Consider the following 13,050-nt stretch of genomic DNA (forward strand, 5'->3'; position numbering starts at 1 on the left):
TGACAAAAGTTACAAAAACGGTTTCTTGAGCGTGTAATTTTGGGAAATTGGTATAAAATTTATTACTCTTAGTCTTGGACGGAGCAAGGGGTTTTTTTAACCCCCTTACTTCGTTCAAACCCTCAATAAGAGTGAAAAACCCGGTTGATGAGAGTTGGAGTGCGGCCAGGACTGATTGTCAAATTGAAATTTTGCCCAAAAGCCGAAAAAAACGGCGCCAAAGCTCGTACTAAGCGGAGGTCTAACCCAGCGGCATTCCCAGGCTGTTGCTGGAATCAATACCGCACCTAGAAACCCCAGAGTTAATGATCGTAAACAGGATTGTCTTTAGGACTAATTAAATGCAGCAACTTTTGCTTAATCTGATCGTCGAATACTTCCCATTTCAGCCTTGCATAATCGCTGTTCTCATTGCCGCCAGAAAGAAATCCCACCGGAATTTCAAAACCTCCAGCTTGACTTCTGCCGCCACCAAAAAAGCGTCCTTGAGCATCTTGACCGAAGGCTTCTTTAATGAATTCGTCGGGGTCGAGAGTGAGTTTATTAGTTCGCAGCGAGCCAATTACTACTTCAATTTCTTCGTCTTTGTCGTGAACAATTGCGTAAACAACGGCTGTATGTACGTTCTCCTCTGTTACTAAAAAGTCCGCCGCTTGGGGAATAGAATCCCGATCGTCATAGCGGAGGTAGCCGATGCCGGCGATCGAAAAATTGTTCTGGACGGTGCGGTGTTTGAGCGATCGCTCGATCGCGTCCATCACCCACTTAGAACGAGACGACTGTAACACCGCATTCAGCAACTGCGGGTCGTAAAATCGGCTCAAATAAGCCGCAGCTAAAAAGTCTTCCTCCTGAGCTTGTCTGAGGGCGATCGTATCCGATCGCAAACCGTGCATCAAAGCTGTAGCGCACTTGATGTGCAGACTGACGCTGGCGTCGAGAGTTAGGAGTCCAGACTGTAAATACTCGGCAAAAATCGTGGCTGTAGCGCGGATTTGAGGGCGCAAATCGGTAAATTCTGCATTCATTTCCCCCTGCAAATTGTGATGGTCGATGACGGCGGCGATCGAAACTCCAGCGGCTAAAATATACTCGGTTAAGTTACAAGTCGTCCCTTGATTGTCAATAAAAGCGCAGCCCTGAAACACCGACAAATCCTTAGTTTTTACTGTTTCCAGCGTCCACCGCTGCAACGGCAACCCTGTCAATTTAACTAAGGCAATATTTTCTTGGTGGCTGAGGGCGCCGGCGTAGATAATCTCGCATTGGATATCGTATTGTTCGGCGATTAATTTGTAAGTCCAAGCGCTTGAAAGTGCGTCGGGGTCTGGAAAATCTTGCAGCAATATTAATTGGCGATTGCCTTTGTGCCGATCGAACATTTGGCGCAATTGCTCGACTTTGCGATCGTGCAATTCCTCGCGGAGACGGCCGCGATTCTCTTCGGAAACAACTTCGGCTTTGCTGCGCCGTTTCCCAGGGGCACTCACTGCGGGTACAACCTCGCTGCTGGAATCAAACTCACCTTCGCGGTTGCCAGATGTTCCATCGGAATTGGTAAGGGCGTGGTCTTTCATCATTAAAAATTAACAATTTAACTATTCAGGATTGGCACGACATTGGCTCTTAAACCCGGTTTCTTTGTAGATGCCTCGTTATCAAAGCCAATACTTATTACGAGAAACCGGATTTAAGAGGGTAAATTCTCTTTAACTTTTTACCTCATGCACGGCGTGTGCGTTGCAACGAAGCAATCTCAGGACTCAGAACTTCCGCAAAAAACCCCCGCGCTTGCGCTGACAGGGGTTTTAAAGGCCTATTACATATTTTTGCCATTCTTTGTGCATACCGCTCTTAACGTGTTTAGTCACTTCAAAATAAAGACCACTGTGAGGTTTCCTAGGCGGATAGCGCAGCGGCATTCCCGCTTCTTTTGGCGTGCGGCTGCCTTTATTGACATTGCAGCGCACGCAGGCGGTGACGAGGTTTTCCCAACTGTCCCCTCCTCCGCGCGAGCGGGGAATTACATGATCGAGGGTTAAATCGTCCCCCGTATAACTACAGTATTGACAAGAGTGTGCGTCCCGGTGCAAGATGTTCCGGCGGGTTAGCGGAATATCCTTATAGGGAACTCGGACGTAATGCCTGAGTCGGATCACAGTTGGTAGCGGGAAGTTTGGCGCAATAAATTTCCCGTTGTGTTCTACCTGTTCTGCTTTTCCTTTCAGCAACAAAACTACCGCCCTTCGCCAATTGGTGATGTTAAGGGGTTCGTAGGAGGCGTTCAGCACCAGAACATTGCCCATTGTTGATTATTAAAGAGAATATTTTTACCGATGGTAACACAGGTTCCCATTTAGGTGGGACGGGATCGGGAAGAGCGAGGCGATCGCAAAAAACGCTGAAAAACCGATCCTTTACCCTATACCTTCGCGCCTGCGCCCCCTAGGGCTGCATCTATTTTCTGCCTTTGGTGTTTCTCAGCGAGCTTTTTTCCCGGAGTTTTGGCCCAGATGAGGCCAGTGTGTGCGAAGGCAAAAATTTGCAAAATAAATTTTATTTTTTTCTCTAAATGCCTAATCTTCCCGGCAACAAACAGTTTAACTTTTTAGACTATTAGTAACCTTAAATGAAAAAGCTTATTACTGCTCATGAAATTTCGGCTCTTAAAGTCAGCTTTTAGCGCGTCAATTATTGCCCTTGCTGCTCAGATTTTAGCCAACAGTCCAGCCTTTGCCCAAGCGCCTTCATTCTTCTGCGGCGCTGCTGGCGGCCGCCCAGCTACAATTGCTGTCCAACAAGGCAAAAATATTCCCGTTATTTTGTGGCTAGCTGATAACTATTTTAATGAATCAGGAGAAGATGCGATTACTCGGTGCACCAGAGTCTCAGGAATTCTCAACAACTCGCAACCGCAAGGAAGCTGGGAGAATGTTGTCACAGCAGGTGCATCTAGCAACGGTCAACTAATTATTTGTGCAGCTAATCCTCAAGACGGTTCCTGTAGATTATTATATCAAGTACCCAAAGGTCAAAATCCCGAACAAGCCCGACAAGAACTCTTAAAAAGAGTTACAAATCCTAATGTAAGTGTTTCGCCTGTTAAAGTAAATTGATAGTCATTAGTAGGGACATGGCATTGCCCCTAGGTGTCAACTTAAGGTACAACCAATAGTCCGGCAGGGGTTGAAACCCCTGCCTCAAAGCTAAAGTCCTCTAAAAGAGGACTAATGAGTTGAGATTCTTCTCTTCAGTCCTCTTTGAGAGGACTTTCGCTATTAGACAGGGGTTTCAACCCCTGGCGGACTTGATGGATGACTAACGAACTTGGCGGGCTGGCAGCTTAAGTTGACACGCTTTGGGCACGGTGCGGTGTCCCTACTTGCAGATAGTTGAAACTCTTGTAAAATACTTCGGTTGAGTGGTGAAAAAATCGCAGCTTTGCTTCAGCAATTCTTCTAACCCTTCAACCTGCCTCAACCAGACAGTGCCGTTGCTTCCAGCTACAGCAATTTGCTTTCCCTCTCCACTCCAACTGACACTAACAACATTCTCCTCGAACTCAAATTGAGCAACCTGCCGCCCCGCTAAATTCCACAGCCGTACAGTCTTGTCAATTCCCACTGTAGCAAGCCGTTCTCCGTCGGGACTAAAACTAATTGATTTCGCATCAAAATGCAAGGTTTGAAATTCCTTAACTAATTCTTTTTCTGACAGATTCCACAGCCCAACTTTGCCATTCAATGTTACTGTAGCAAAGCGATACTGGTGTTGAGCCGGAGTGAAACTCAGCCCAATTGCCTGAACAGGCAGTGTTTTTTTCAGCTTGCCCGACAAATTCCAAAGTCGCACTGTAGATTTGCCATCTAAAGTCGTTATGAAATCGCCCTTTGGACTAAAATTTACGCTTCTCACTAAGCCGTTGTGACCTGGGAGTTTCAGGCTAGGCGATACTAATTGTGGCAGTTTAGACAAATCCCAAAGTGCAGCATAGCTGTCTATCCCTGCCGCCACTAATAACTTTCCTTCAGGACTAAAAGTGATGCTAGTAACAGAGCCTTTAATTCCTGTCAAAGTAGAAATATTTTTACCTGATAAATTCCATATTTTAACTGTGCTGTCCCTTCCGGCGGTCGCTAAAAATTTACCATTCGGGCTAAAGTTTACCATATTAACTGACTGCTGCAAGGCTTTCCATTCAGCAATTTTTTGCCCGGAAAAGTTCCAAAGCCGAACTCGATCGTCTATTCCTGCGGTTGCTAAAACCTGCCTGTTTGGGCTAAAAGTGACGCTGGTAACTGCACCTTTATGAGCTTGCCAATTTATCTTTGTTGGCAGAAGTGATGAGGCTTTTGTCTCCTGTGTTGCGCTAATTTTATCAAGAATTATTTGTAATGCTAATAGCGGTCTAGTTGCCGGGTATTGTTCTAGCTTGTGTTTATTTTGTACCAATGTTTTTAATTTTTTACCGGAGGCGATCGCCCTCAATAAAGCTTCTGATAAAGCTTCGCTGTTTTCGGTCTTTTGAGATACGGCCAACAGTAAAGCATCGCTGCCATTTTGTTCGATTTCAATACTTGCTTGTGCGAGTTTAAACCGCTGGTAAGCGAGAGTTGAAAAGCCGATCGCCGCCAGTAACGATGCTGCCAGTACCGCAGAACCGATGCCGATCCACTGTTTGGCTTTTTGTTTGGCTGAGTCAGCTTCAATCAACGCTTTTTCGGCATCACAGACAGCTTTTTTGGTTTCGAGTGTAGCTAAATGCAGCAGTTGATTTTGGTCGCTCAAAATAACTTTCTGGCTAGCCGTCAAAAACTGAAAATCTTCGTTTCTCAAACTTTTTCCGGCCGCCCAAACTAATGCTGACTGCAAATCATCCCCTCGCAACAGTTGGGAATCATCTTTACAGCTAGAATTTAGCCAGACTTTGATTGCTTCCGAGTAAGGCGAGAGTTTTTGTAATTTTTCTTCAATTAGTCCTTTGTTAAATACAGCTTGATAAATAGGATTAGAAATTGTTAGTTTTTCCCCGCGCTTAACGATTAATCCGCTTAATCGCAACTCCATTTGTTCGGCACTACCATCGGGCACAGTTTCAGTTTGTTCTAAAATTTGCTGATATAATCCTAGTCTCCTGACAATCCGCTGGTTTTCTTTGAAAAGCCGATCGCGAATTGTGGACAAATGTTCTGGGACATCCTGAGACTCCCAATTCTCCACTATTTTCAAGCGCACTACCTTCTCCACCCATTCTTGAGGATTTTGGATGGTATCTTTCCCCCCGAATGTAGGGGCGGTGCCCCCGTGCCCGCCCTGGGGTAAATCCGGGATTAAATCTGCATTTTCCAGCAAGAGTTTGCACAGCTTTTGAGTCAAAAAAGGTTGCCCGCCAGTCCAATACAATACTTCTCTCAAAACTTCCTGATAACTGTCTGTAAGCTCTGCCAGCCCCGCTGCTAGCGGTTGAGCTTCTGTTTCGTCAAAACCAGTTAATTCGATCGCCTTGCCAATATTAAAAGGGGTATTGCTGGTGGCATTTTGCTCGCGGCACAAATCCGTCGGCGATGCTACGCCTAAGAGGGCCCAAGTTAGGCGATCGAACTCGGAATTGTTGGCGCGCTTGTTGTAGCACGATCGAATTAAGGCTAAAAAATCGTCGGCGGGAAAATCTAGGGCGAGAATGCTATCGATTTCGTCAATAAAAATGACAATATTGCTGGAAATGTTGGGTAAGAGTACAGTTTCGATGAATTCGCTCAATCTTTGAACCGGGGTTAAAAAATTGCGATCGCGCCACCAAGTCCGCACGTTGACAATATCCGACAGGTTAAAGTTATTTTCGAGAATGCGTAGCAAACCAGCATACCACTGTTCGGGAGTGACGCCGCGGTTGCCAATTTCCGAAATGTCGATCGCCGCACAAGCAATTCCTTCATTTCTCAGCCGCTGAATTGTCCGCACCTGCAAGCTTGATTTGCCCATTTGCCGGGAATTCAAAACATAGCAAAATTCCCCGGCTTTCAATCCGTTATATAAATCGTCGTCGGCTTGCCGCTTCACGTAATTTGGAGCGTTATTGGTGAGACTGCCGCCGACTTGATAGTAACTGGGTTTTGTGGTAAAATTCATAGGATAAAATGGTAAAGTTCAAAAAAAATATTGGGATCATTCGGCGGTTGAAACCGCTACTACACAAACAAAGTCCGCCTTCGCGGACTGAAGAAATGAGGCGTATTAAAGGAAACTTTTGTATGATACATTGTACCACAATAAAACATGAAAAGTGATTGGATTGGATATCACCGCGAAAAAGATAAGTTAAGAGGTGAAATTTGGTCTTTGCTGAAGCAGCAAGCCGCATCTATTGGCGATCCGTTTGGTCATATTCCCAACTTTGTCGGTGCACAGGTGGCGGCCGAAAAATTAGAAAATTTACCAATTTGGCAACAAGCAAAAACGATTAAGTGCAATCCAGATTCGCCACAAATTCCGGTGCGGATGCGGGCTTTGCAAGATGGAAAACGCCTGTATATGGCAGTACCGCGATTGACAGACGATCGCTGTTTTGTTGAGTTGACTGCTGAGGATTTGCAGAGGCAAAATATATCAATTGCCGAAAGTGCGTTAGCGAAGCCCTCGAAGAGGATCGCCCGCAAAGCACTCGCCTGCGGAAAATTGGTAAGTTTTGCAGAAATGGAGCCGATTGATTTAGTAATAGTCGGCTGCGTAGCAGTAACCCGCAACGGTGGAAGAACCGGGAAAGGTGCAGGATTTGCGGATTTGGAATTGGCGATGCTGGAGGAATTTGGGTTAATAAAAACTGATACTCCGATTGTGACAACAGTGCATCCTTTGCAAATAGTCGAAGATTCGCGTTTACCAATGCAAGCTCACGATTGGGCACTGAATTCGATTGTTACTGCCCAGGAGGTAATTGAGACTAATACAAGTTATCCGCGTCCAATTGGGTTAAACTGGGATAGTATACGGCCGGAACAGTTGGAAAAAATTCCGATTTTGCGAAAGTTGAGAGAGCAATTAACCAATAACCAATAGCTTTTAATCAAAATCAAGGCAAAAGAGCATCTACAGCGATCGCCCCAATTTCTATCCCTTCAATAATAATCGGTATAACAGCCGATCGCCCGAAATCCAACCTTTGACTGTAATCTGGCTGCTCAACTTCCACAAGAGGTTGAGAGTACACCTCAACCAGTCCTTCAACAAGATTCACAATCCAATAAATCGCAATTCCAGCGCGGGCATAAATCCGTTTTTTGACAGTGCGATCGCGCTGAAGCGTCGTATCAGATACTTCAATAATAAGCGCAATATATTCAGCACCCGGATGGCGATCGAGATACTGCCGCGTATCCCCTCGGACAACCACTATATCAGGTTCAGGTTCGCTGTTGGATAGCGTTATCGGTTCTTGGGAATCAACATACCACCCCGCAGGTAAAATATTCTCTAAAGCTGTTCTGGCAAGACGAGTTGTTGCTCGATGCGGTGGATTTTTGGGCATTTTGAAAACCAGCCAACCTTCCAGCAATTCTACAGAGTCATCATCCGTGAGAATGCCAGCTTGAATTATCGCATGATACTGCTCGATGCTCAAGCGCAAAATCAGATCGTTCGGAATTGCGGCGACACTTTCGACGGGCGGCATAACTGTAGGGGGGAGTTGATTATTGTCTTATTTTACTGTTTATTTAACGAACCGCGAAGGCGCGAAGGACGCAAAGTAAGAAAGAAAAAGAGGAAGAAGGTAATTTCATAATCTATCTACTTTGTGGTGAACACGCGCCATGCAATGAAAGCAGTAAAACCTAGATAACCAAACACGGCTATCCAATCTAGCCAATTATCGGATGTTATCAAAAAAATATCGTTCATGGGCTGTTTTAATCTAAAAAGAGGTAGATTGTGATTTGTCGTTTTGTGGGGGCGGGTTTATGAGATTGTTCATTTTAGGCAATTATTGTCGGTGAACCCGCCCCTACCATATCTGGAATTATAGGATAGCAGAGCGATCGGACTTAGACGATCGCGCTCAAGTGCGATCGAAAATATTGTCGGTACAGTTCGCACCTCGGCACGCATTCGTTCCCCTGCAACTTTACCAACCCCAAACTGTCTAATTTAAACGCCTGCATTGCCTTTAATTGCACCGGAGAATCCGCCACCACAATCTCTCTCATCCCCTGCGCCAACTCTGGATATTCTTCCAAATTCCACAACTGGCGGCGCAAATGGTCGCTGTAAATTCCCGCATCTGCGATCGCAGTTTCTTTTAATTCATCGAGTGTCAAATCCGATCGCGAAATGTGATATAATGCAACTCGCACTAAATACGGATGTCCGCCGACAATTGTCGTCAATTTTTCAACTTCTGCATCCGACCAATTCAAATTATGGCGCGCTGCTAAATCTTGTATTTGCTGAGAGTTGAATTCGGGCAAATCTACGGGAAGTCCGACGTTAAAAGGCGATTGATTGATGTTCATCGGGATGTAAACTTCGGTGGAGTGAACTACAATTAATCGCAGTTTTTTCCAGATGTCGCGTCGCTTCGATTCTTCGTGCCACGCCCGCAGCAGTCCTAAAAAGTCTTCGGCAATGTCGGGATATTGGAAAACGCGATCTATCTCGTCTAATCCTAAAATTAAAGGACTGTCGATTTGCGGCAAAATGTATTTTTCAAAGTAATCTTTGCAGTTGACCTTGCTGCCAAAAATCTCGTCCCAATAATCGTCTAATTGATTGGGTAAGTGCAACTCGCGGCCGACGTAAGCGCAAAACCACTTTAAGAATTTATCTAAGTTGGCAAATACGGCTTTATCTACTAACTGAAAAGTTAGCGGCACGGTGCAATAGCCTTGACGGGCTCCGTGATGCAAAATTCTTGCCATCAAGGAAGTTTTACCCATTTGTCTCGGTGCTTTAATTCTAATTAACGCGCTGGGCTGCACAATAGTTTGATAGCAGCGTTCTTCGATGGGCGGGCGTTCTACATAAAATTGAGAAGCGACATCGACTTGTCCTCCCGGTAATTCAGGTTCGGCGGCGGGTAGAGGTATTTCGTCGCTGCTAATTTCTAATAGCTGTTTTTGTGTTAAATCTTCCGTTTGTTCTGTGACGGATGCGGGTTTTTCTGCTAGCAAATTCAGAACTTCTTCGATAATAATTGGAGTGTCGGCGGTGGTTTTCCATTCCCTCTGTTTGATGCGGTACAGATAGCCCCGCAAGTCGTGATTGAGAGGCGCGTTCAGGGGAAAGCCGACGCGGATGGGGAGAATTATGGGTTTTCTGTCAGGGCGGGAGTCTTGTAGTTCTTTTGCTTGCTGAACTTGATATGTTAGCAGTTCGCTTGGGTTTCCCGTTGGCGGCAACAGTAGCAGCAAATAATCGCATTCTTGGAGGAATAAATTAATGCGATCGAACCAATTATCTCCCAATCTAATGTTATTTTCTGCTGTGAAAACTGTATGACCGATCGCGCTTAAGGCCGTTTCTAACTGTTTTCCCAACTCGCGATCGGGTTCGGCGCTGCGATAACTCACAAATACTTTAACAATTCTGCTGCTGGTGGCTGTTTCCCCCGCTGGTGGCAAATTGTCCAGCTCGTCTAAATTTTCCGATTCCTCCAGTTTAGCCGATCGATGATCGCTAGCAGCCAGAGTCATTTCAAAAGCCGCGAACAACTGTCGAATTTTACTCAAATCCGCACCTTCTCTACCCTGCTTAATTTTGCTGACTGTATCGGCACCGACGCCAGATTCAGCCTCGATTTCCGTCAGAGTACCTCTAATGTTATGTCGGTCAGACCATTCTTGGAGCGCCTCGTTAAGTTTCTTTAAGCCAGAGGCAGTGAGAATGCGACCGCGATCGCGTTTTGACTTGAGCACTTCGCTTGCACTGAAAGGGGAACGAATCTAGAAATTTTAACGCCTTAAGTCCCTATTTTAGGCGATTTTAAGGAAGATAGTCAGCCAGCCGGAATTTAAGGGATTTTACTTGAAGAGGTTTTTGGGGCGATCGACTCCTCAAACTCTGTCCTGATAACGGCTTCAACAGTTGAATATATTTGAGGAGAAAAAGTTTTTCTTAACTCCCCAATCTCCGCCGCTAATGACGATTTAACTTTTTAGAGTAGATACACCAAGCAAAAAAGGAGAACCCAAATGAACAAAATCTTACACAGACTGGCAATGGCCGCTTTGGGAACTGCCGCCATTTTCACCATTAATACACTTAATAATTTAACAGAAGCATCAGCCGCTGGTAAATTTGACGAACCAGAAATTTATCAAAACACAGTTTTTCCACTTGGCGTACCGGGTCAGTTCCATAAATAGGCAAATTCATTGATTGATTTAATTTAATTAAGGAGAAATTATGAAGTCTACACTCTGTTCGCCGCAACCTATAGCTACAAAATCTGACTCGGTTGATACTGAGGCGATCGATGCCTGCACTGCACTTGCGTGGGTGGAATTGGTAGCATTAGATGCCAGCGATCTCACCGGGGATGATTGGCTGGCTTTGTGCGATGATATAGATAGCGGGGAAATCTACCGCTGCTGGTTTTTGTGGCGCGACCGCGAAGTTAGCGGTAATTGGGAAGCTTACGATCCTTTGAGCGATCGCCGATTTGTTGCTAAAGGAAAAGTTTTTCTCAAAGCCGCGATCGACTCCCTTGAAGATGCTAGAAATCGAGAAGTCGCTTAAGTTGAATTCATGTCAGGTGCATAAAATTTGTGCATACAAAACAAGAATTCTGCCAAGAGAATTCGCCACTGTACAAACTTTCGTCCGCCGACGCGAGACTGGAAGAAAAAGGGGTAATAGAACCGGATTTGATAGGAGTCCCGGAAACGGAATACTCTCAGAGAAAATAAAAAAAATACGGCTGCGGGCAAGAGTTGACTGTATGATGCTAGGTGCTTCGTCTCGAAAGCGGTCGAGAACACTGTGACCGCCGCTTTCTCGTTGCAGCCGTTAAATTCTTTCTCTTCAAACATGACTCCTAAACTGCGATGGCTGTTGCCTGCCGCCCTTAGTCTTTTCTCGATCGTCCTTCCCGCAAAAGCTGATACACTAACATCTTGGCACTTCGATGCCCGCGAAAACCAACTCAATTTAACAACAGATTCAGGAGTTCAGCCGGAAGTCAAACTAATCCCCAATCCCACCCGCTTAGTAATTGACTTACCGGGAATAGTCTTGGAATATCCCGAAACTCCTCAAAGTTACAACTCAGCTATTCAACAAATTAGAGTCGGGCAATTTGACACCGGAACTACCAGGTTAGTGATACAATTAACTCCCGGTTATAAGTTAGATCCGCAAAAAGTCCGAGTCATTAGAGAATCTTCCACTCGCTGGTCATTTCAGTTGCCGAATCCAGAGCAAATAGCGGGTAACGAGTTTTTTCAACCAACAGCTATTACCCAGATCGAACAAAAACCCAGTCAAGTTCCCCTAACTGTTTCTTCAGCAACTCCCAGAAATTATGCCGCTGATTTGGGGATTTCAACAGGTTCCGAAATGAGCGCAATCAAGCCTCAAATCGAAAGTGCGATCGAACAGTATAGATCCCTCAGCGCCGGAATGTTTTTTCTGGATTTAGATACAGGAAACTATTTGGATATCAAGGGCGATCGAGTATTTCCGGCCGCCAGTACCATCAAGTTACCAATTCTAATTGCTTTTTATCAAGATGTAGACGCAGGCAAAGTTAGCCTAGACGAAACATTAGTTATGAAGTCCGACTTAGTAGCCAGCGGTTCTGGAACTATGCAAGACAGACCAAATGGCACTCGGTTTAGCATCAGAGAAACCGTAGATAAAATGATTACCATCAGCGACAATACAGCCACCAACATGATTATTGAACGTTTGGGGGGAATTGCTAAACTCAACGAGCGTTTTCGCAGTTGGGGATTAACTGATACCAGAATTCGCAATTGGTTGGGAGATTTTCAAGGAACAAATACCACAAGTTCTGTGGATATGGTAAAGTTGCTGGCGATGCTGTCTCGCGATAAATTAGTTTCTGAATCGAGCCGAGAACAGGCTTTAGAATTATTGCGGCGTACAACAACTAGAACGCTGCTTCCTTCGGGTTTAGGGGCGGGAGCCGTGATTGCTGACAAAACCGGAGATATCGGCTTTGTAGTTGGCGATGCTGGAATTATTGATATGCCCAACGGTAAGCGTTATTTAGCGGCAATCTTTGTCAAACGTCCTTACAATGACCCGATTGTGAGAGATTTTGTCCGTCGAATTTCGCGGATTGTTTACAATTATTTAGACCAACCTGCGGCGAGAGTACCGGATAATTTGCGTTGATCTGAGATGTTGCACCATTGTCAATCAGCCTTTTGAACGGGCTCTGGGCCCGTTCCACAAGAAAATCTACTCTTTGTGGAACAGGCATCTTGCCTATTCTTGAGAATAATGCAATATCTCAGGTTGATCAGACAATTCGGCGATTGAAATCGCTACTAAGCTGTTGTGCATTTAAATAGAATGTCAAAAAACACTCTAATTCTTGTGGGGTGGGCGTCTCGCCCGCCCTGAATATGCAATTTAAATGCGTGACAGCTTACTGGTCAAAGCGATTGGAGCGTTTAACTGAGAATCGCAATCGCACCATGCGAGATGCTGTCAATAAAACAGCTCGAAAAGTAATAAATCATTGCTGGTTTAATAAAATTGGTACTGTAATATTTGGCTGGAATACTGTCATGAAAAATGGTATTAATTTGGGTTCTAAAACTAATCAAAATTTTGTTCAGATTCCAACGGCTCGGCTAAAATCCCGTATTGCTCAGTTATGCGAACAGTACGGGATTCAGTTTGTGGAAACCGAAGAATCATATACCTCCAAGGCTTCCGTGCGTTTCGTTCTGAAGAAACCCAGAAATGGGGGGAATTCAGGCTCTAATAAGGTAATCCAATATGGATTGAGTTCGCACTTTAATCCCTTGTTAGATGACAACTTATTCGTCTTGTGGGTGAGAACACTGTTCAAGTCCCATCCCG

11 protein-coding genes are annotated in these 13,050 nt (G+C 45.0%); 6 read left to right on the forward strand and 5 right to left on the reverse strand.

All coding sequences use genetic code 11. From position 1 onward, the window contains the following. Positions 1-302: 302 nt before the first annotated feature. On the reverse strand, positions 303-1,580 hold the full coding sequence (locus QUA00_RS14280; protein ID WP_445305468.1) for a DHH family phosphoesterase: 1,278 nt from the start codon (positions 1,578-1,580) through the stop codon (positions 303-305). Between the two features lie 228 nt (positions 1,581-1,808). Further along, a complete protein-coding gene (locus tag QUA00_RS14285; protein WP_190659271.1) occupies positions 1,809-2,306 on the reverse strand; it encodes an HNH endonuclease in 498 nt (165 codons plus the stop codon). Between the two features lie 345 nt (positions 2,307-2,651). Here QUA00_RS14285 and QUA00_RS14290 point away from each other — a divergent pair, with 345 nt between their 5' ends. Further along, entirely contained in the window at positions 2,652-3,116 is a 465-nt protein-coding gene (locus QUA00_RS14290) for a COP23 domain-containing protein (RefSeq protein ID WP_333141933.1), read from the forward strand. 262 nt (positions 3,117-3,378) lie between these two features. On the opposite strand, the gene QUA00_RS14295 is transcribed toward QUA00_RS14290, so the two are convergent. Next, positions 3,379-6,129 carry an AAA-like domain-containing protein gene (locus QUA00_RS14295; protein WP_333410029.1) on the reverse strand — a complete coding sequence of 917 codons (2,751 nt, stop codon included), beginning with the start codon at positions 6,127-6,129 and terminating at the stop codon, positions 3,379-3,381. A gap of 147 nt (positions 6,130-6,276) precedes the next feature. Here QUA00_RS14295 and QUA00_RS14300 point away from each other — a divergent pair, with 147 nt between their 5' ends. Continuing rightward, the gene (locus tag QUA00_RS14300; protein ID WP_333410030.1) at positions 6,277-7,056 is read left to right on the forward strand and encodes a 5-formyltetrahydrofolate cyclo-ligase; all 780 of its coding nucleotides are present in this window, start codon (positions 6,277-6,279) and stop codon (positions 7,054-7,056) included. A 13-nt stretch (positions 7,057-7,069) separates the two neighbouring features. On the opposite strand, the gene QUA00_RS14305 is transcribed toward QUA00_RS14300, so the two are convergent. Together QUA00_RS14305 and QUA00_RS14310 are read right to left on the reverse strand one after the other, a co-directional pair. Next, positions 7,070-7,669 carry a Uma2 family endonuclease gene (locus QUA00_RS14305; RefSeq protein WP_333410031.1) on the reverse strand — a complete coding sequence of 200 codons (600 nt, stop codon included), beginning with the start codon at positions 7,667-7,669 and terminating at the stop codon, positions 7,070-7,072. A 370-nt stretch (positions 7,670-8,039) separates the two neighbouring features. Next, positions 8,040-9,908 carry an AAA-like domain-containing protein gene (locus QUA00_RS14310; protein WP_333410032.1) on the reverse strand — a complete coding sequence of 623 codons (1,869 nt, stop codon included), beginning with the start codon at positions 9,906-9,908 and terminating at the stop codon, positions 8,040-8,042. Positions 9,909-10,184: 276 nt separating this feature from the next. On the opposite strand from QUA00_RS14310, the gene QUA00_RS14315 reads away from it, so the two are divergent. The 4 genes from QUA00_RS14315 to QUA00_RS14330 form a co-directional block, all read left to right on the forward strand. Then, positions 10,185-10,358 (forward strand): hypothetical protein, encoded by a 174-nt coding sequence (locus tag QUA00_RS14315; protein ID WP_333141939.1) that lies wholly within the window; start codon positions 10,185-10,187, stop codon positions 10,356-10,358. Between the two features lie 40 nt (positions 10,359-10,398). Continuing rightward, positions 10,399-10,731 carry a hypothetical protein gene (locus tag QUA00_RS14320; protein WP_333141940.1) on the forward strand — a complete coding sequence of 111 codons (333 nt, stop codon included), beginning with the start codon at positions 10,399-10,401 and terminating at the stop codon, positions 10,729-10,731. 291 nt (positions 10,732-11,022) lie between these two features. Continuing rightward, positions 11,023-12,354, forward strand: coding sequence for a serine hydrolase (locus QUA00_RS14325; protein WP_333141941.1), 1,332 nt, complete (start codon positions 11,023-11,025; stop codon positions 12,352-12,354). 233 nt (positions 12,355-12,587) lie between these two features. After that, positions 12,588-13,050 (forward strand): IS200/IS605 family accessory protein TnpB-related protein (locus QUA00_RS14330; RefSeq protein ID WP_333410033.1); only part of this gene is annotated, 463 nt, incomplete at its 3' end.

Source organism: Microcoleus sp. T2B6 (genome assembly GCF_036700475.1).
Classification (GTDB): Bacteria; Cyanobacteriota; Cyanobacteriia; order Cyanobacteriales; family Microcoleaceae; genus Microcoleus.